This is a genomic window from Streptomyces sp. NPDC090032 (assembly GCF_044748025.1).
GTDB lineage: Bacteria > Actinomycetota > Actinomycetes > Streptomycetales > Streptomycetaceae > Streptomyces.
This window is the reverse complement of record NZ_JBIVFF010000001.1, coordinates 339,848-357,022: the sequence shown is the minus strand read 5'-3', so window position 1 is coordinate 357,022 and position 17,175 is coordinate 339,848. Positions and strand designations below refer to the sequence as shown.

Sequence of the window (17,175 nt, the reverse complement as noted above, 5' to 3'; positions counted from 1 at the left end):
CAGTTCCGCGAACCGTCATGACCCCCTCGAACAAGGATCCGTCCGCCCGCTAGCATGCGCCCCCATGACGGAAGACGTGCGCAACATCGTCCTCGGCGTGATCGCAGCCGGGATCTGCGCCGCCCTTGGCTGGCTCGCCCGAACCTACTCGTGGAAGCGCAAACTCCGGCGCAGGCAGGCCTTCTTCGGGCTGCCCGACAACTCCGAGTCGCTTCTCGTGGTCAACCGCGACGCGGGCGGCCCCGAGCTGACGGTGAAGCGCCACGACGTGTTCGCCCTGCTCGAACTCTCGGCGATCATCAAGGACTGCGGGGCCCACGCGCAGGTCATCGCGCACGACACGGCCCAGCAGGGCTTCGGGGAGCGCACGGAGTTCTGCGTGGGCGGACCGGCGTCGAACCGCCGGATGGCCGCCCATATGCACAGCCTGCTTCCGGGCATCCGCGTCAACACGGACCCGGAGCCGGGCCCCGATCGCGGCGCGTTCCAGATAGGCAGTGAGCGCTACCGCCTGGAGCCGGGGATCACGGAGTACGTGCTGCTCGCCCGGCTGACGGCGGGCCAGGGGCAGGGCGCGCGCCCGGTCTTCCTCTTCTGCGGCCAGCTGCCGGTCACCAACCAGGCTGCCACCCGCTATCTCGCCCGCCACCACGAGCGCCTGGCCCGCAAGCACGGCTCGAGCGCGTTCGTGCTCCTCCTGAAGGTCGTCAACTCCCAGGCGTACGGCCCCGATGTGGTCGAGCTGGTCGGCGACGTCACCCGCGCCGCCCAGGCTCCGGCCCCCGCGGCGACGCCCCGCGCCTCCTCGCACCGGGCGAAGTGACCCGCCTCCGACCTGGGGACGTGCGGGTGCGGTTGAACAACAAAACATCGTTACCCGTACGTAACTTACCGACGGGTTACCTACGGTAAGACGCCACGGTTACCGTCGGGTCACTTTGCACTGACACGAGTGAGGAGTGACCCGTGGGACACCCGCGACACCCGCGCAGAGCGCTGCGTACGACCACTGTTGGTGCCGTGTCCGCGACCCTGATCGCCGGGGCGACGCTGGGCCTGGCCCCCGCCGCGCAGGCGGCGCCGGGGCCTGGCGTGCGCTTCGTCGACATCAGCGGCGCCGGCGGCACGGTCCTCAAGGCCAATGTCGTGGCCCCCTCCGACACCACGCGCAGATATCCGGTCGTCGTGCTCCCCACGAGCTGGGCCGTACCGCAGATCGAGTACCTCGCCCAGGCCAAGCAGCTCGCCGACTCCGGCTATGTCGTGGTGAGTTACAACTCGCGCGGCTTCTGGCAGTCGGGCGGCGAGATCGAGGTCGGCGGCCCCGAGGACGTCGAGGACGCCTCGAAGGTCATCGACTGGGCCCTCGCGAACACCCAGGCCGACCCGGACAAGGTCGGCATGGCGGGCGTCTCCTACGGTGCGGGCATCAGCCTGCTCGCCGCGGGGCACGACAAGCGCATCAAGGCTGTGGCCGCGCTCAGCGGCTGGGGCGACCTGATCGACTCGATCTACTCGGGCCGCACCCAGCACTTCCAGGCCGCCGCCCTGCTCTCCGGCGCCGGCTACCTCACGGGCCGCCCGAGCCCCGAACTCCAGCAGGTCATGAAGGACTTCCTCGGCTCGAACCTGGCCAAGGAGGACGACATGATCGCGTGGGGCAGGAAACGCTCCCCCGAGACGTACCTCGACAGCATCAACAAGAACGGCGCCGCCATCCTCCTCGGCAACGCCTGGGGCGACACCATCTTCCCGCCCAACCAGTACGCGGACTTCTACGAGAAGCTCACCACCCCCAAACGCCTGGAGTTCCGCCCCGGCGACCACGCCACGGCCGAGGCGACCGGACTGCTCGGGCTGCCCAACGACACGTGGCAGGACACGCACCGCTGGTTCGACCACTACCTCAAGGGCGACGACAACGGCGTCGACCGTGAGCTCCCCGTCCGCATCAAGTCCCGCTCCACCGGCGCGTACGAGAGCTACCCCGACTGGAAGTCGGTCGGCGCGACGAAGAAGAAGATCGCCCTCGCGGGCACGACCACGATCCACACGAACGTCGACTCGGGCGCCAACGGCGGGCTCCTGGAACTCTCGAACATCCTCGACCAGTTCCTGCGGCTGCCCCCGACCGCCTCGATGCCGCTGCTGCCGCGCCGCTGGGCGGGCGTGTGGCAGTCGGAGAAGTACACGTCGCAGCAGCACGTACGCGGGACGGCGAAGCTGCACACCACGCTCACCCCGACCGAGGAGAGCGGGACCCTCGTCGCGTACCTCTACGACGTGGGCCCGCTCGGCCTCGGCAAGCTGGTCAGCAACGCGCCGTACACCTTCCACGGCAAGACACCCGGCGCTCCGTTCGGCGTGGACCTGGAGTTGTTCTCCACGGCCTACGACGTCCCGGCAGGGCACCGGCTCGCCCTGGTCGTCGACACGGTCGACCCGCTCTATATCGAGCACAACCCGACCGGCGCACAGCTGACCTTCTCCTCGCCGAAGGACGACCCGTCATACGTGTCGATCCCCCTGCGCGAGCAGTGATCTCCGGCTGCTGCCGGGCGGGCATGGCCCTGTGGTCTCTGCAAGGAGTCCCCTGCTACTGCACCCCCGGCAGCAGCGTCCCCGGTTCGGCCGGGGCGACTTCGGCCGCCTCGACCTTGGGGTTACGCCGCTGGCGCTTGGACACCCACTGGGCGAACCACGAAAGCAGCATGCACATCCCGATGTAGATCGGAGAGATCACCATCACCACGGGGATGAAGGGCAAATCGTAGTCGAGGTTCGAGGCGATGGACTTCCCGGCGTGGAGGAACTCCTCATAGGTGATGAGATAGCCGAGCGAGGTGTCCTTCAGGGCGACCACCAGCTGGCTGATGATGGCGGGCAGCATGGCGCGTACGGCCTGCGGCACGAGGACGTGTGTCATGACCTGGGTCTTGCGCATCCCGAGGGCGTAAGCGGCCTCACCCTGCCCGCGTTCGACGGAGTTGCAGCCGGAGCGGAAGACCTCGGCGAGCACCGAGCCGTTGTAGAGGGTGAGCCCGGCGACGAGGGCGGGCAGCGGCTGGACCTTCAGCGCCACGAAGATGAAGAAGATCATCACCAGGACGGGCATCGCGCGGAAGAACTCCACGACGAGCGTGGCGAGCCAGCGCACCGGCCGGTGGTCGGACAGACGCCCCACCGCGAGGATCGTCCCGAGCACGAGGGAGAGCACGGCGGCCATGGCGAACGCCTTCAGCGTGTTGCCGAGCCCGCGCAGGAGCAGCTCCTGGATGCCCTTGTACTCGAAGGGCATCCACTTCGTGTACGTGAACTGGTCGGTGTCGAACAGCAGATAGAAGATCCAGGCGAGCAGGCCGAGCAGGATCACCGTGGAGAGCACGCCGTACAGCCGGTGCCGGCGCTCGGTCTTCGGTCCCGGTACGTCGTAGAGGGCGGTGGCGTCGTGGGCAAGAGCTTTCAACGGGGAACTCCCCAGCGCTTCTCGAGCACGTTGAAGATCGCGCTGATGGTGAGGGTGATGATCAGGTATCCGACCGCGATCCAGAAGAACGTCCAGATGATGTTGTAGCCCAGCTCGCTGAGGGTCTTGTAGGTGCCGAGCAGCTCGGTGACGCTGAAGGCCCCGGCGATCGCCGAGTTCTTGGCGAGGGCGATGAGGGTCGAGCCGACGGGCGGGATGACCGACCGGAAGGCCTGCGGGAGAATGACCATCGACAGCGTCTGGCCGAACGACATGCCGAGGCTGCGGGCCGCCTCACCCTGCCCCCTGGGAACGGTGTTGATGCCGGAGCGCAGGGCCTCGCAGATGAACGCCGAGGTGTAGCAGCCGAGGGCGAGGACCGCGAACACCTTGAAGGGCAGGACGAGTCCGAAGCGCGGCAGGCCGAGCAGCACCGCGAAGAACAGCAGGGTCAGCGGGGTGTTGCGCAGGATGTTGACCCACACCGTGCCGAAGACCCGGAAGGATCCGACGGGCGCGACCCGGAACGACGCCATCAGAAAGCCGAGGACGAGCGCGAGGACCGAGGCGTAGACGGTGAGTTCGACCGTCCCGAGGAACCCCTTGGCGAAAGTGGAGAAGTTGCTGGTCAGTACGGACACGAGGCCTCCTCAGCTCGCCGGGTAGCGGTCGATGGGGGGCGGCTTCGGCGCGGGCACTCCGGACAGGCCGAGCGTCGCGTTGTACGCCTTCTTCCAGTCGCCGTCGTCCTCGCGGGCCTGGAGCGCGGTGTCGATCGCGAACCGCAGCGCGTTGTCGCTCCTCGGTACGCCGATGCCGTAGGGCTCCTTGGAGAACGGCTTGCCGACCAGCTTGAGTTCGTCGGGCACCTTGGCCGCGTAGCCGAGCAGGATCGCGTCGTCGGTGGTGACGGCGTCGACCTGATAGGTGAGCAGGTTGTCGACGCAGACCGAGTACGTGTCGTACGCGACGAGCACCGCCTTCGGGTAGTCCTTCTGGATGCGCTGGTAGGGGGTCGAGCCGGCCGCGGAGCAGACGCGTTTGCCGGCCAGGTCCTGCGGGCCGTTGATGTCGTGCTCGTCGGTGCGCACGAGGAGCGACTGGCCGGCCATGTAGTAGGGGCCGCCGAAACCGACGAGCTTCTTGCGGTTGTCGTTGATGGTGTAGGTGCCCACGTAGTAGTCGATCTGACCGTTCTGCAGGGCGGTCTCGCGGTTGGCCGAGGCGATCGTCCTGAAGGAGATCGACGAGGGGGCGAAGCCGAGGGAGGCGGAGATCATCTTGGCGATCTCGATGTCGAAGCCGGAGTAGACGCCGGTGGCCGGGTCCTTCTCGCCGAGGTAGGGCTGGTCCTCCTTGGCCCCGACGACGAAGTGCCCGCGCTTCTTCGCCTTCCGCCAGGTCTTGGAGTCGGTGAGTTCAAACCCTTGCGCCACCTGGTACTTGGGCAGCTGGGCGGCCGACGGGCCCTTGGCCGGCGGGCTGCCCTCCTTGCCGCAGGCCGCGGCGGCCAGGGCGGTGAGCGCGAGGGCGGCGACGGCGCGGAACACACGTGTCTTGCGCAGCATGGATCGGTCCCCCCGTCAGTGCTTGAGGATCTTGGAGAGGAAGTCCTTGGCCCGTTCACTGCGGGGGTTGGTGAAGAACTCCTCGGGAGTGCGGTCCTCGACGACGCGGCCGTCGGCCATGAAGACGACGCGGTTGGCGGCGGAGCGGGCGAAGCCCATCTCGTGGGTGACCACGACCATGGTCATGCCGTCGCGGGCGAGTTGCTGCATCACCTCGAGGACCTCGTTGATCATCTCCGGGTCGAGGGCCGAGGTCGGCTCGTCGAAGAGGAGGGCCTTGGGGTCCATGGCGAGGGCGCGGGCGATGGCCACGCGCTGCTGCTGGCCGCCGGAGAGCTGGGCGGGGTACTTGTCGGCCTGCGAGGCGAGCCCGACCCTGTCGAGGAGTTCACGGGAGCGCTTGTCGGCCTCGTCCCGCTTGCGGCCCCTGACCTTCATCTGGGCGAGGGAGACGTTCTGCAGGACCGTCTTGTGCGCGAAGAGGTTGAAGGACTGGAAGACCATCCCCACCTCGGCCCTCAGATGGGCGAGGGCCTTGCCCTCGTCCGGGAGGGGCCGGCCGTCGAGTTTGATGTTCCCCGACTGGATCGTCTCGAGCCTGTTGATCGTCCGGCAGAGAGTCGACTTCCCCGACCCCGAGGGGCCGATGACCACCACCACCTCCCCCTTGCCGACGGTGAGGTTGATGTCCTGAAGGACATGCAGCTCCCCGTAGTACTTGTTGACGTCACGCAGCTCGATCAACGGATCGACGGCCATGGAAAGACCTGCCCACTCTCAGCTGTGTCGGTCCGCGCAAACTACCCACGTCAATTTGGGACTTAACCGGCGACACGCACGTATGGCCATTAACCGTATTTGCGGGTCTACGCCTCCGACGCCTCGGCGTAGAACTGCGACAGCTCGGGCGCCCCGCTCGTCGCCCATTCGTGTCCCGCGGCGACGACGTCGACCTCGCGGCCGGAGCGCAGCCGCACCACCGGCTGCCCGTTGGGCCAGATCACCCAGGCCGCGCCCGGCACCTGGCGGACGAGGACCGTACCCAGGTACAGGCCGGCGTCGTTGCCGAGCCACGGCAGCGCTTCCTCGTCCTCGCGCCAGCGCGGCACCAGTTGGTCGAGCGCCTCCAACGACCCGACGGAGTCGTCCAGTTCGACCCCGGCCTCGTACGCCTGCGAGCGCAGCAGCTCGCACTCGGAGAGCAGTTCGGCGATCCCCTCGGCGCCGCCGTCACCCTCGGTGAAGACGGCGACGCCGAAGGCGGAACCGTGCTTCTTGCGCCAGTTGTCCAAGAAAGGGATGTTCATACCACTCACCCTGACATCCCCGCAGGCTGTCGCACCACAGGGCGCGCGGAGCCCCGTTACAGAGAGTTCGGGCCACGTTCGCACGCGGCTCATTGACGCGAACCTGTCTCCTCTTTAGCTTCATGGCGCACCTGTCACTTCTCACCCACAAGCGGAGGGAGTCGGTCGTGCGCCGACGCGTCTGGGGAACGGCAGCTGTACTGGCGCTCATTACGGGCTTCGCCCCGACCGCCTTCGCGCAGGCGGCCCCGCACAGACCCGAGCCGCTCCCCTTGGAGCGGCTCTTCGACAACAGGGCGGTCAGCGCCGACGACCGGGCCGGGGACGCCGACTTCGACGGCTCGGGCAGTTCCCTGTCCGCGGGTGACCTGACGGCGGCCGGCTGGACTCCCGGGCGCGCCTTGGGTGTTGAGGGCGCCCGCCTCACCTGGCCGCGCACGGCGGCGACCGGGCCCGACAACGTGCGCGCCGACGGGCAGCGCGTCCGCGTGCACGGCCGGGGCGACGCGCTCGCCTTCCTGGTGGCCGGAACGGGCGGCGACGCGGCCGGTTCGGGCACGGTGCGCTACCGGGACGGCTCACGCTCCACGTACCGCCTCACCGCGCCCGACTGGCGCACGGGCCCGCTCGCCACCAAGTCCGTGGCGCTCCCCCACCGCAACACACCCGACGGTCAACTCGCCGAGCGGACACGGCTGTACGTCGTCACGGTGCCGGTCGCCAAGGGCCGCGAGATCACCTCCGTGGACCTGCCCCGCGACCCCGGCGCCCCCGATCTGCACGTCTTCGCCCTGTCGGTGCGCTCGCCCGCGCCAGGGTGGACCGGCACATGGTCGGCGTCCACCGCCGGATACGCGGCCGTCGGGCCCTGGGCGGACCGCACGGTGCGGCTCGTCGTGCACACCAGCGTGGGCGGGCCCCGCGTGCGGATCAGGCTCGACAACACGTTCGCGTCGGCGCCGGTGCGGGTCGGGAGCGCGACGGTCGCCGTGCAGGACGCGGGTGCCGGGGCCAAGGGCGAGCCGGTACCGCTGACGTTCCGGGGCGCGGCGGGCACAGGGATCCCCGCGGGGGCGCAGGCGTTCAGCGACCCGGTGGGCTTCGACGTACCGGCCGGCGCGAACCTGCTGGTCAGCTTCCACCTCCCGGAGGCGGTCGCCACCGCGCCTGTGCACAGCCAGGCGATCCAGCGCTCGTACGTGAGCGTGCCGGGCGATCACGCGGCGGAGGCCTCACCGGCCGCGTACACGTCGACGATCACGTACTGGCCGCTGCTCACCGGTGTCGACGTGAGCGGCGGGCCCGGGTCGGTCGTCCTGCTCGGCGACTCCATCACGGACGGCGTGAAGTCGACCCCGGACGCGAACCACCGCTGGCCCGATGTGCTCGCCACGCGGCTGCGCGAACAGGACACGGTCCCGCACTACGGGGTCCTGAACCAGGGGATCTCGGCGAACCGAGTGACGGGCGACCGCTATCCGGGGGACGGCGTCTCCACGGACACGGGCGGCGTGAGCGCGCTGCACCGTCTCGACCGTGACGTGCTGTCCCAGACGTCGGCCCGCACGGTCGTCGTCTTCCAGGGCGTCAACGACGTACGGGCCGGCTTCAGCGGGGCCCAAGTCGTCGCCGGGCTGCGGGAGATCGCCGCGCGCGCCCACGCGCGGGGGCTTCGCGTGGTCGGGGCGACGGTCACTCCGTGCGAGGGCGAGATCCTGTGCACGGCGACGGCCGACCGGGAGCGCGAAGTGGTCAACGCGTATGTACGGGACAGCGGGGGCGACTTCGACGCGGTGGTCGACTTCGATGCCGTGGTGCGTGATCCGGCGCATCCCGCACGGATGCGGCCCGAGTTCGACAGCGGGGACCATCTGCACCCCGGGGACGCGGGGCTCGACGCGATGGCCCGGGCGGTGGACCTGGGGGTGCTGGAGCGATAGGGCTCCGCCCCCGGTGACCGGGGGCGGGACGTGCCGCTACACGTCCAGGTCCACGACCACCGGCGCATGGTCCGAGGCGCCCTTGCCCTTGCGCTCCTCGCGGTCCACGTACGAGTCCTTCACGGCGCCCGCGAACGCCGCGTTCCCGTAGACCAGGTCGATGCGCATGCCGCGGTTCTTGGGGAATCCGAGCTGGCGGTAGTCCCAGTACGTGAAGGGGTGGTCGTACTTCAGGGGGCGCGGGACCACATCGGACAGGCCCGTCCCGCGGAGCGCGGCGAGCGCGTCGCGCTCCGCGGGCGTGACGTGCGTGGCACCGTCGAACAGGGAGATGTCCCAGACGTCGTCGTCCGTCGGTGCGACGTTGTAGTCGCCCATCACGGCGAACGGGCGGGAGCCCTGCGCGTCGCCCGCGACGGCCGCCTTGAGCGCCTCGAACCACTGGAGCTTGTACGCGTAGTGCGGGTGGTCCACCTCGCGGCCGTTCGGCACGTACACCGACCACACGCGCGCGGGGCCGCACGTCGCGGAGATCGCGCGGGGCTCGTGGACGCCTTCGTAACCGGGGTCGCCGGGCAGGCCGGTCACGACGTCCTCCAGGCCGACGCGGGAGATCAGCGCCACGCCGTTCCACCGCCCGGTCGCGTTCACCGCGGACTCGTAGCCCAGCTCGCGCAGCTCGTCCGCGGGGAACTGCTCGGCCGTGCACTTGGTCTCCTGGACGCACAGCACGTCCGTCCCGGTGCTCTCCAGCCAGGCGAGGAGCCTGGGCAGCCGGGCGGTGATCGAGTTCACATTCCAGGTAGCAATCCGCATGCCCACAACCTACCGGGCGGGTACGACAACGCCCGCCGGTCCGCCAGACATAGGCAGGCTACCTTGCAAGTTTCCCTGTTTGAAAGTTAGCCTGTCGAAGCACCTCCCTCGGATCCGCTAGGAGCACCCCCATGCCCGCCACCACCCTCGACGAGCGCACCGCCCTCGTCCTCATCGACCTCCAGAACGGCATCCTCGGCCTGCCCACCGTCCACCCCGCCGACGCCGTCCTGAAGAACGGGGCCACGCTCGCGGACGCCTTCCGCGCCAAGGGCCTGCCCGTCGTGCGGGTCCGCGTCGCCTGGTCCCCCGACGGCGGCGACCTGCCGGTGAGCCGTGCGGCCACCCCGGGGCTCACCCAGGCGCCGCCCGCCGCGTTCTCCGAGTTCCCGGACGAGCTCGGCCCGCTCGGCGACGACATCGTGATCACCAAGCGGCACTGGGGCGCGTTCACCGGGACGGAGCTGGACCTCCAGCTGCGCCGCCGCGGAGTGACGCAGATCGTGCTCGCGGGGATCTCGTCCTCGATCGGCGTCGAGTCCACCGCCCGGTCCGCGTTCGAGCTGAGCTACCACCTGACGGTGGTCGAGGACGCGACGACCGACACGGACGCCGCGTCCCACGAGCACAGCTTCGGCAAGATCTTCCCGCGGATCGCGGAGCTCGCCACGACCGACGGGATCGTCGAACTCCTCGGTAAGTAGCGGGAGTTCACAGCCGAGCTCGCAGCCTGGTTCGCAGACCCAGGGGGGCCGCTCAGAGCGTCGCGTACTCCTCCGGCGTCAGCCGCAGGTTCTCCGTCCGGCCGAGCGCCCCGATCTGCCCGTCGTAGATGGGCCACGCCAGGTCGGTCAGCAGCGCGTCATGGATGTCGTACGCGCGCTGCGGACCGACCTCGCGGAGGTAGTCGATGACCTCGGCGATCTTGTTCCAGGGGGCCATCACGGGCACCAGCAGCGTCTCGACGGGCTGGTCGGGGACCGTGAACGCGTCGCCGGGGTGGAAGACGCGGCCGTGGTCGATCAGATAGCCGACGTTCGTGATGCGCGGGATGTCCGGGTGGATGACGGCGTGCAGTTCGCCGTGGACCTGGATGTCGAAACCGGCCGCCTCGAACGTGTCGCCGTGCCCGACCGTGTGCACCCGGCCCGGGAACGCCGTCGAGATCTTGTCGGCCACGGATTTCAGGGTCCAGATCTCGGTGGCGGGGTCGGCTTCGAGGGCCACCCGCAGCCGCGCCTCGTTGAAGTGGTCGGGGTGCTCGTGCGTGACGAGGATCGCCTCGGCGCCGACGGCCGCGTCCTCCTCGCAGAAGCCGCCCGGGTCGATGACGAGCGTCCGCCCGTCCTTCTCCAGGCGGACGCAGGCATGGATCTTCTTCGTGAGCTTCATACGATCCATCCTGCGCTCCCGGCCCGCGTCCGGCCCGTCCCGGCGCCCGTCTTCCACTCCGGCGGCGCCTACTCCCGCGGCGTGGTCTCCTCGCGGATCTACTCCTGAGGCGTGGTCTCCTCGCGGATCACGGCCTGAGCCACCCTGAACGCCGAGTTCGCCGCGGGCACACCGCAGTACACGGCGGCCTGGAGCAGCACTTCCTTGATCTCGTCGGCGGTGAGGCCGTTGCGCAGGGCGGCCCGGGTGTGGAAGGCCAGCTCGTCGAGGTGCCCGCCGGCCACGAGCGCGGTGAGCGTCACGCAGCTGCGCATGCGGCGGTCGAGCCCCGGCCTGCTCCAGATCTCGCCCCACGCGTAGCGGGTGAGGAACTCCTGGAAGTCGCCGGAGAAGGCGTCCGCGGAGGCCAGGGCCCGGTCCACGTGCGCGTCGCCGAGCACCTCGCGGCGCACCTTGAGACCCACGTCGTGCCGGTCGGGCCGGACCTCCGCCTCGGGCTGGGCTTCGGTGGGGCCGATCTCCGCCACGGGGGCGACCGGCGGGGGCGGCGGCGCGAGGACGGGCTTGACCGGCGCGGCGGGGATCGCGTGCTGCCCGGTCTCGTACGCGGGCTGCCAGGCACTGGAGAAGTGCCGTACGAGGAGGTCGGTGACCGCGGCCGGCTGCTCGACCGGGGCGAGGTGCGAGGCCGCGGGCACGACGGCGAGGCGGGCGTCCGGTATGCCGGCGACGAGCGTGCGTGCCTGGGCGGGGCCCGTCACCTGGTCGTCGGAGCCGACGAGGACGAGCGTGGGAGCCCCGATGGAGCCGAGCTCGGCGCGCACGTCGAAGGCGGCGAGCGCCTCGCAGGCCGCGATGTAGCAGCCGGGGTCGGTGGTGCGCACCATCTGCACGGCCCAGTCGGTGATGGCGGGCTGCGCGGCCGCGAAGCCACTGGTGAACCAGTGCTCCGGGGAGGTGCGGGCGATGGGGTCGAGGCCGTTGCTGCGGACGATCACGCCGCGCTGACGGAACTCGTCGGCCGTGCCGAACCGGGGCGAGGCCGCGATCAGGGCGAGGGAGGCCACGCGCTGGGGGTGGCGCAGCGCCAGCTCCGCGCCGATGGCGCCGCCCAGGGAGCAGCCCGCGTAACCGAAGCGCTGCACGCCGAGCTCGTCGAGCGTGGCCAGGAGCCGCGTGGCGAGGTCGGCGACGGAACCGGACGGGTGGGCGGGGGCGCCGCCGTGCCCGGGCAGGTCGAAACGGAACACCCGCCACTGCCGTGCGAGCTCGGGAACCTGCCGGTCCCACATGTGCCAGGTCGTACCCAGTGAGGGACCCAGGATCAGGACAGGAGCGTCTTCTGGCCCGTCAAAGCGGTACTGCAGGGTGTTCATCGGTGTCTCACTCACTTGCCTGACCCTCTCATCTGTCATGACAGCCCCTATGAGCGGGGTACTGGCTGTAGCTGTACGGCCAGGTAGGAGACCTCACGGGCGCGGAGCCTTTGAGGCATCAGACGAGTTCATACAGGAGCTTGCCCTCCTCGATCCGGTGCTTGGAGCAGTCCCTGCGGGTCGATCCTCGGCGGAGCAGACGACGTACTCGACGTGTCCGAACTGGACATGCCCGTTCCCCTTCCGGTCCGTTGACGTGTGGCGTTGCCGGTACCGGGCCGCGTCAGGCGGTCAGAATCGTGAGGACGCCACAACGGCAGGCCCCTATCGGGACACGCCCCGTCGGCCCGGCACCGACAACGCCCCGTCCCCGGCCCGCAGGCCTGGCCTGGCTCGGCCCTGACACCCCGACACTCGAGCGCGACGTCTACGTCGTCGGCGGTAGGGGCACGATCATCAGCCTGGCCGCGGCTGAGGCCGATCCGCTCCTATGACCGCGGTGTGCTGTCCGAGCGCCACGTGGTGAGACGAGGGTGCCCCGGCAGTTCGGCGCGGCCGGTGGCCCACAGCAGGGTGAGCCAGGGATCCGCGCCGCCCGGAGCCTCGGGAAACAGACGGGCGAGCACCCGCGAGCAGAGAGCGGAGGGCGGGGTCCAGGCAAGCCCGAAGCCTTCCGCCACGTCGTGCATGTGTACCAGCGTCTCCTGCAACGCCAGCGCCGCGAACCCTTCGGGGTCCGACACCCCGGCGGCGTGGTGCGCGCGGACCCGGGACGGTGTCGTACGCACCATGGCGACCAGCAGCGCGCCGCACGCCTCCAGCACCTGCACCAGTCCGGCCGGACCCGCATCACGCTCCGCGAAGACGAAGACCGCGGGTCCGTCCGGCCTCTTCTGGGTCAACGCGAACGGCACATGGGTGTCCAGCGGCGGGCTCTGCGGCCCCAGCTGCACGGCGTAGTAGAGCAGGTCGTTGGCGATGTGCTCGACGGTCTCCCAGCAGTCCCACTCCACCGAACCGGCCTTACCGCCCCACCCCTCCGCGGGTGCGTCGCGAAGGATGTCCACGGCGAGCCGCACGGCAAGGTCGACGTCGTCCGCGGTGACGGGAGACAAGACTGACCCGGTTTCGCTTGATCGAGACATGGCGGCACCGTATCCCGAGGGAAGAGGGCAACCCCCTCCAGCTGGTGCGCTGTCCGTGAGGGGGCGACCGACAATCACGGACAACGCTTCAGGGCATTACAACCAGGGGTGCTGGACGAGACCCAGTCCTCGTTGTTTCGGTGACGGTCCAGTCCCACGGCATCGCACTCGTCCTCGCCCAGGCTCTTTCGTGCGCCAAGCCGCCTCAACGCCTGCGAGATCGGGCTGACTGCCCGCGAGAACCGCTTCTTTTGCTGGAGGAACCGGTACCGGGCGAGCAGCGCGGCGACGCCCGCGAAGAGGGCGTACCAGGCCACCTGGGCGGCCCGCCGGTGTGCGAGGTCAGCGAGTAGCCCCAGATGATCAGCGGTGCACGGGCGAGAGCCAGGGATATCGTGCAGCGGCCACCCCTGGCATGCCAGCGGGCGAGGCGGTCGGTGCCGACCGGCATCCAGCCTGCCCGCGCCGCGTGCCCGGCCGACGGCGCGGCTCCTGGGCGTTGGGCGCCCCGCTCGCCCGCGGTGAACAGACCGTCCCTGCCGGGCAGTTCCTGCTCCGCCACGTAGGGCGGCCCCTGCACTTCGAGACGGTGCCGGACACCACGGCGAAGGTCCTCGTCCTGCCTTCCACCATGCTCAAACCACTGCTCGGGGCGCGGCAGAGCGTCGCCGGTCCTGCGGACTCCGCCGAGGTGCGCCTGCTGGTGGCCCACTCGAACATGATCTACGAAACGGTCGCCGGCCTCGGACCGGCCGGAGTGCGGGCCGCCCACAGCACACTCATCGAACTGGTCAAGGCAGTGGCAAGGGGCGGGGTGGACGATGCGGAACCCCAGCCGGCTTCCGCGCTCGCCCAAGCGGCGAAGGACCTCGCGGAGACCCACCTCGCCGACCCCGAGCTGTCCGGGACGATGCTCGCCCGTGAACTCAACGTCTCCGTAAGGAACTTGCAGCGCGCGTTCGCCGCGGCGGGAGAGTCGGTGACCACATACATCCGACAGCGTCGGCTGGAGGAAGCCCGGCTCGCCCTCACCGCACCCTCCGGTCGGCCGAGCGTCTCGGAACTGGCCGCGTACTGGCAGTTCGCAGACAGCAGCCACTTCATCCGCGCCTTCAAGAAGCACTACGGCCGCACACCCACCGAGTACGCCCGCTCCGCCCTACCGGCGGAGAACTGAGGTCAGTCGGACTCACCCGTCGTACGTACCCGCAGACGCACGCGCTCCCCGGGCCCGCCTGCGAGGAAGAGCACCTCGGCCGGTGTCTCGCCTGCCGCGCCGAACCAGTGGGGCATGTGGGTGTCGAACTCGGCCGCGTCGCCCGGACCGAGAGCCAAGTTACGTCCGGACAGGACCAGTTCGACCTCGCCGACCAGTACGCACAGCCATCCGTAGCCGTCGTGCCGCCGCGGGGCGGGACTCTGGTGCGGGGGCAGGATGAGCCGGTAGACCTGGATCCCGCCGACGTGGTGCGACAGACGTTGTGCGGCGATGCCGCTGCGTCGTTGCGGTGAGTGGACGACCGGCGGTTCACCGGCGTGCCGGGCGACCCCGAGCAGATCCTCCAGAGGGGTCCCGAAGGCGGCTGCCAGCGGGACGAGAAGGTCGAGCGAGGGCCTGCGTTTGCCGGCCTCCAGCCTTGAGAGCGTGGAGATGCCGATGCCGGTCAGCAGCGTGACCTGCTGAAGTGTCAGGTTCGCCGCACGACGCAGTGTCCGCAGCCTGGGCCCCAACTCGCCGAGCACCAACGCCATTTGGTGCTGTTGCGGGATCACGGAAACAGATTCCATGGCCGCCAGTTTTGCAGTTTCCGCAAGTTCGTGGACCTGGTTCGCCGGCTCGGCGGACGATCGCGGCGAACAGCGATTCATCGACTCCAGCGGCTTGAAGAAGAGGGACGGGTGGTGCGGGATGACCGGGCAGCGATCCACTGAGGACCGGATGAGGTTCTTCGTCGAACAGGTGCAGGAACAGGGGCGGTTCGAGCTGATCGACGAGCTCGTACGTCCCGACTTCCGCAACCGGACCGCCGAGCCGGGGCAGCGCCAGGACCGGGAGGGGGTGCGCGAGGTCATGGCAGCTCTGCACGAGGCGTTCTCCGAACTGCGTGTCGAGATCGTCCACTGCGTAGGAGCCGGAGATCTGGTGGCCACGCACAAGGTGTTCCGCGCCCGGCACACCGGTCCGTGGTTCGGTGTCCCGGCCTCCGGCCGGGAGGTCGAGTTCAGGGTGATGGACGTCGTGCGCTACCAGGACGGGCAGTGGGCCGAGCACTGGTCCGTCGCCGACGCCGTCGGTCTGCTGCGACAGACCGGCGCCCTGCACTGACTCGTGGGCGTACGTCCTGTGGCGCCGATGTTCTGTCCGGTTGGCGCCGTGGTCCAAGCGTCTGCCACCTCGGGCTTCCTAGGCTCGGCAACCACACAAGGAGAGAACCATGAACGCCGTTACGCACACAGTGGAGTTGGCCGGGATCGGCCCGGTCCAGACATCCCTCGCCGACTACGGTTCCGGACAGCCCTTCCTGCTGCTCCACGGCGGAGCCGGACCGCAGTCCGTCACCGGCTTCGCCGAGAAGTTCGCGGCAGCGCACCAGGTACGCGTGCTCGTCCCGACCCACCCCGGCTTCGGTGGCACGGCGCGCCCCGAAGCCCTCGACACGGTCCCTGCCCTGGCCGAGCTCTACCAGGGCCTGCTCGACCAACTGCGGCTGACCGACGTCACCGTCATCGGGAACTCGATCGGCGGCTGGATCACCGCGGAGATCGCGCTGCTGAAGTCCCCGCCGGTGAGCGGCATCGTCCTGATCGACGCGGTCGGCATCGAGGTGCCCGGCCACCCGGTGGCCGACTTCTTCTCCCTGACCATGGACGAGGTCTTCCAGCGCAGCTTCCACCACCCCGAGAAGTTCCGCATCGACCCCGCGAACCTGCCCCCGGCCGCCCAGGCGATCGCCGCGGGCAACCGGGCCGCGATCGCCACGTACGCGGGCTCCGCCATGACCGATCCCACCCTCCTCAGGCGACTTGGGACCCTCGAGATCCCCACCCTCGTGCTGTGGGGCGAGAGCGACGGGATCGTCGACGCCGACTACGGACGCGCCTACGCCGCCGCGATCCCCATGGCCCGCTTCCAACTCCTCCCCGAGACCGGTCACTCCCCCCAGCTGGAGACCCCCGACCTGGTCATCCACGCGATCTGGGACAGCGCGGACACGGACTTCTCCGTCTTCTCCCGCTAGCACACCACCCACCCGCTCCCCCGCTCCCCCGTCCGCCCCGTCCGCCCGTCGAAGGTCCACGACCATGCCCAAAACCGCGGTCACCCGCATCACCCACAGCTGCCACCTGACAGAGATCGGCGGCCGAACCTTCCTGACCGACCCCTGGTTCAGCACCCGGCCCGGCTACTACCAGGGCGAGCCGATCGCCCTCGCCGTCGCCGATCTCCCGAGGCTCGACGGCGTACTGATCAGCCCGCGCTGACGGTCAAGGACGCGGACGCGGTGAGCGGCACCGCGCCACTGCGGTCGGCGTAGTCCTGACGCATGGCCCGGCACCGCGGCTGACGACGAGGGCGGGGGCCGGTGGCGCCCGGTGCCCATGCACACCCCCGAGAACTCACCGCAGTGGCGGACGGCGGAGTGGACCTGGGCCTGTGCTGGTCGGTCCCCGACCCTCGGGATCGCCAGCGCCGTACTCGGCGAGTTCCCGCCGGCCGCCGTGATGCGGGCGTCGGACCCGCTGGCGAGCCACCGCGAGGTGCCGCTCAGCGACCTCCGCACCCGTCAGATCCTCATCACCCCAAGTGCCGACAACCGCTACCTCGAAAGCCAGCTGCGGGCGGACGTCCTCCGGGCCGGCATCCCCTTGCCCCACATCGAGGAGGTGGGGCGCTACGACGAGCTGGCGCCGTACACGTGGCCACGCGCGGACACGTCGGCGTCCACCTCGGGCCGATCGCGCTCACCAACTCGCTGCCCTCAGTGGTGTTCCGTCCGATCTCCGTTGCCTCCGACACCGTCGGGATCTGCGCGATCAGCCGCATCGGGCACCACACCCGGAACCACACCGACGCCCGCGCCGGCTCCCTCGCCGAGCTCATCGCGAACCTGCGGTCGATCGTCGCCTCGCTCAACACCGACGACAAGCTCACCTGACCGACGTG

Annotated in this window: 19 protein-coding genes; 9 read left to right on the top strand and 10 right to left on the bottom strand. The window is 69.9% G+C overall.

The window, feature by feature from the left end; genetic code table 11:
• The first annotated feature begins 64 nt into the window (after positions 1 to 64).
• Positions 65 to 823 carry a hypothetical protein gene (locus tag ACIPWY_RS01565; protein ID WP_362898461.1) on the top strand — a complete coding sequence of 253 codons (759 nt, stop codon included), beginning with the start codon at positions 65 to 67 and terminating at the stop codon, positions 821 to 823.
• A gap of 143 nt (positions 824 to 966) precedes the next feature.
• A complete protein-coding gene (locus tag ACIPWY_RS01560) occupies positions 967 to 2,541 on the top strand; it encodes an alpha/beta fold hydrolase (protein WP_393699951.1) in 1,575 nt (524 codons plus the stop codon).
• A 55-nt stretch (positions 2,542 to 2,596) separates the two neighbouring features.
• Here the strand turns inward: ACIPWY_RS01560 and ACIPWY_RS01555 are convergent, their stop codons facing one another.
• The 5 genes from ACIPWY_RS01555 to ACIPWY_RS01535 form a co-directional block, all read right to left on the bottom strand.
• Positions 2,597 to 3,466 (bottom strand): amino acid ABC transporter permease, encoded by an 870-nt coding sequence (locus ACIPWY_RS01555; RefSeq protein WP_362898464.1) that lies wholly within the window; start codon positions 3,464 to 3,466, stop codon positions 2,597 to 2,599.
• Positions 3,463 to 4,107, bottom strand: a complete 645-nt coding sequence (locus ACIPWY_RS01550) for an amino acid ABC transporter permease (protein WP_383892167.1) — start codon at positions 4,105 to 4,107, stop codon at positions 3,463 to 3,465. Before ACIPWY_RS01550 ends, ACIPWY_RS01555 begins: the two co-directional genes overlap by 4 nt.
• 9 nt (positions 4,108 to 4,116) lie before the next feature.
• Positions 4,117 to 5,034: a glutamate ABC transporter substrate-binding protein gene (locus tag ACIPWY_RS01545; protein WP_362898468.1), complete on the bottom strand. Its 918-nt coding sequence runs from the start codon at positions 5,032 to 5,034 to the stop codon at positions 4,117 to 4,119.
• 15 nt (positions 5,035 to 5,049) lie between these two features.
• Positions 5,050 to 5,793 carry an amino acid ABC transporter ATP-binding protein gene (locus ACIPWY_RS01540; protein ID WP_362898469.1) on the bottom strand — a complete coding sequence of 248 codons (744 nt, stop codon included), beginning with the start codon at positions 5,791 to 5,793 and terminating at the stop codon, positions 5,050 to 5,052.
• Positions 5,794 to 5,900: 107 nt separating this feature from the next.
• Positions 5,901 to 6,341: a DUF6278 family protein gene (locus tag ACIPWY_RS01535; RefSeq protein WP_362898471.1), complete on the bottom strand. Its 441-nt coding sequence runs from the start codon at positions 6,339 to 6,341 to the stop codon at positions 5,901 to 5,903.
• Between the two features lie 167 nt (positions 6,342 to 6,508).
• On the opposite strand from ACIPWY_RS01535, the gene ACIPWY_RS01530 reads away from it, so the two are divergent.
• The gene (locus ACIPWY_RS01530) at positions 6,509 to 8,281 is read left to right on the top strand and encodes an SGNH/GDSL hydrolase family protein (protein ID WP_393699955.1); all 1,773 of its coding nucleotides are present in this window, start codon (positions 6,509 to 6,511) and stop codon (positions 8,279 to 8,281) included.
• 36 nt (positions 8,282 to 8,317) lie between these two features.
• Here ACIPWY_RS01530 and ACIPWY_RS01525 read toward each other — a convergent pair whose 3' ends face one another.
• Positions 8,318 to 9,097: an exodeoxyribonuclease III gene (locus tag ACIPWY_RS01525; RefSeq protein WP_362898475.1), complete on the bottom strand. Its 780-nt coding sequence runs from the start codon at positions 9,095 to 9,097 to the stop codon at positions 8,318 to 8,320.
• A 131-nt stretch (positions 9,098 to 9,228) separates the two neighbouring features.
• Between ACIPWY_RS01525 and ACIPWY_RS01520 the strand changes: the two genes are divergently transcribed.
• Positions 9,229 to 9,801, top strand: a complete 573-nt coding sequence (locus ACIPWY_RS01520; protein ID WP_393699958.1) for an isochorismatase family protein — start codon at positions 9,229 to 9,231, stop codon at positions 9,799 to 9,801.
• A 52-nt stretch (positions 9,802 to 9,853) separates the two neighbouring features.
• On the opposite strand, the gene ACIPWY_RS01515 is transcribed toward ACIPWY_RS01520, so the two are convergent.
• The 3 genes from ACIPWY_RS01515 to ACIPWY_RS01505 all read right to left on the bottom strand — a co-directional run bounded on the left by ACIPWY_RS01515 (position 9,854) and on the right by ACIPWY_RS01505 (position 13,010).
• Entirely contained in the window at positions 9,854 to 10,489 is a 636-nt protein-coding gene (locus ACIPWY_RS01515; protein ID WP_362898479.1) for an MBL fold metallo-hydrolase, read from the bottom strand.
• Between the two features lie 98 nt (positions 10,490 to 10,587).
• Positions 10,588 to 11,880, bottom strand: coding sequence for a 4-carboxymuconolactone decarboxylase (gene pcaC / locus ACIPWY_RS01510; RefSeq protein ID WP_393699960.1), 1,293 nt, complete (start codon positions 11,878 to 11,880; stop codon positions 10,588 to 10,590).
• Between the two features lie 473 nt (positions 11,881 to 12,353).
• Positions 12,354 to 13,010, bottom strand: coding sequence for a hypothetical protein (locus ACIPWY_RS01505; protein ID WP_362898776.1), 657 nt, complete (start codon positions 13,008 to 13,010; stop codon positions 12,354 to 12,356).
• Positions 13,011 to 13,425: 415 nt separating this feature from the next.
• On the opposite strand from ACIPWY_RS01505, the gene ACIPWY_RS01500 reads away from it, so the two are divergent.
• Positions 13,426 to 14,187 (top strand): helix-turn-helix domain-containing protein, encoded by a 762-nt coding sequence (locus ACIPWY_RS01500; RefSeq protein ID WP_401532027.1) that lies wholly within the window; start codon positions 13,426 to 13,428, stop codon positions 14,185 to 14,187.
• Between the two features lie 2 nt (positions 14,188 to 14,189).
• Here the strand turns inward: ACIPWY_RS01500 and ACIPWY_RS01495 are convergent, their stop codons facing one another.
• On the bottom strand, positions 14,190 to 14,798 hold the full coding sequence (locus tag ACIPWY_RS01495; RefSeq protein ID WP_401532026.1) for a helix-turn-helix domain-containing protein: 609 nt from the start codon (positions 14,796 to 14,798) through the stop codon (positions 14,190 to 14,192).
• Between the two features lie 151 nt (positions 14,799 to 14,949).
• On the opposite strand from ACIPWY_RS01495, the gene ACIPWY_RS01490 reads away from it, so the two are divergent.
• The 4 genes from ACIPWY_RS01490 to ACIPWY_RS01475 all read left to right on the top strand — a co-directional run bounded on the left by ACIPWY_RS01490 (position 14,950) and on the right by ACIPWY_RS01475 (position 17,167).
• The gene (locus tag ACIPWY_RS01490) at positions 14,950 to 15,336 is read left to right on the top strand and encodes an ester cyclase (protein ID WP_401532025.1); all 387 of its coding nucleotides are present in this window, start codon (positions 14,950 to 14,952) and stop codon (positions 15,334 to 15,336) included.
• Between the two features lie 109 nt (positions 15,337 to 15,445).
• On the top strand, positions 15,446 to 16,249 hold the full coding sequence (locus ACIPWY_RS01485; RefSeq protein WP_401532024.1) for an alpha/beta fold hydrolase: 804 nt from the start codon (positions 15,446 to 15,448) through the stop codon (positions 16,247 to 16,249).
• 64 nt (positions 16,250 to 16,313) lie between these two features.
• Positions 16,314 to 16,493 carry an MBL fold metallo-hydrolase gene (locus ACIPWY_RS01480; protein WP_393699969.1) on the top strand — a complete coding sequence of 60 codons (180 nt, stop codon included), beginning with the start codon at positions 16,314 to 16,316 and terminating at the stop codon, positions 16,491 to 16,493.
• Positions 16,494 to 16,927: 434 nt separating this feature from the next.
• Positions 16,928 to 17,167 (top strand): hypothetical protein, encoded by a 240-nt coding sequence (locus tag ACIPWY_RS01475; protein ID WP_401532023.1) that lies wholly within the window; start codon positions 16,928 to 16,930, stop codon positions 17,165 to 17,167.
• The last annotated feature ends 8 nt before the right edge of the window (positions 17,168 to 17,175 follow it).

Bases quoted from the DNA above. Each gene is read 5' to 3' on its own strand.
- ACIPWY_RS01545 (WP_362898468.1), bottom strand. From the start codon at position 5,034: ATGCTGCGCAAGACACGTGTGTTCCGCGCCGTCGCCGCCCTCGCGCTC.
- ACIPWY_RS01535 (WP_362898471.1), bottom strand. From the start codon at position 6,341: ATGAACATCCCTTTCTTGGACAACTGGCGCAAGAAGCACGGTTCCGCC.
- ACIPWY_RS01520 (WP_393699958.1), top strand. From the start codon at position 9,229: ATGCCCGCCACCACCCTCGACGAGCGCACCGCCCTCGTCCTCATCGAC.
- ACIPWY_RS01565 (WP_362898461.1), top strand. From the start codon at position 65: ATGACGGAAGACGTGCGCAACATCGTCCTCGGCGTGATCGCAGCCGGG.
- ACIPWY_RS01525 (WP_362898475.1), bottom strand. From the start codon at position 9,097: ATGCGGATTGCTACCTGGAATGTGAACTCGATCACCGCCCGGCTGCCC.
- ACIPWY_RS01505 (WP_362898776.1), bottom strand. From the start codon at position 13,010: ATGTCTCGATCAAGCGAAACCGGGTCAGTCTTGTCTCCCGTCACCGCG.
- ACIPWY_RS01515 (WP_362898479.1), bottom strand. From the start codon at position 10,489: ATGAAGCTCACGAAGAAGATCCATGCCTGCGTCCGCCTGGAGAAGGAC.
- ACIPWY_RS01495 (WP_401532026.1), bottom strand. From the start codon at position 14,798: ATGGAATCTGTTTCCGTGATCCCGCAACAGCACCAAATGGCGTTGGTG.
- ACIPWY_RS01485 (WP_401532024.1), top strand. From the start codon at position 15,446: ATGAACGCCGTTACGCACACAGTGGAGTTGGCCGGGATCGGCCCGGTC.
- ACIPWY_RS01500 (WP_401532027.1), top strand. From the start codon at position 13,426: ATGCCAGCGGGCGAGGCGGTCGGTGCCGACCGGCATCCAGCCTGCCCG.
- ACIPWY_RS01490 (WP_401532025.1), top strand. From the start codon at position 14,950: ATGAGGTTCTTCGTCGAACAGGTGCAGGAACAGGGGCGGTTCGAGCTG.
- ACIPWY_RS01540 (WP_362898469.1), bottom strand. From the start codon at position 5,793: ATGGCCGTCGATCCGTTGATCGAGCTGCGTGACGTCAACAAGTACTAC.
- ACIPWY_RS01480 (WP_393699969.1), top strand. From the start codon at position 16,314: ATGCCCAAAACCGCGGTCACCCGCATCACCCACAGCTGCCACCTGACA.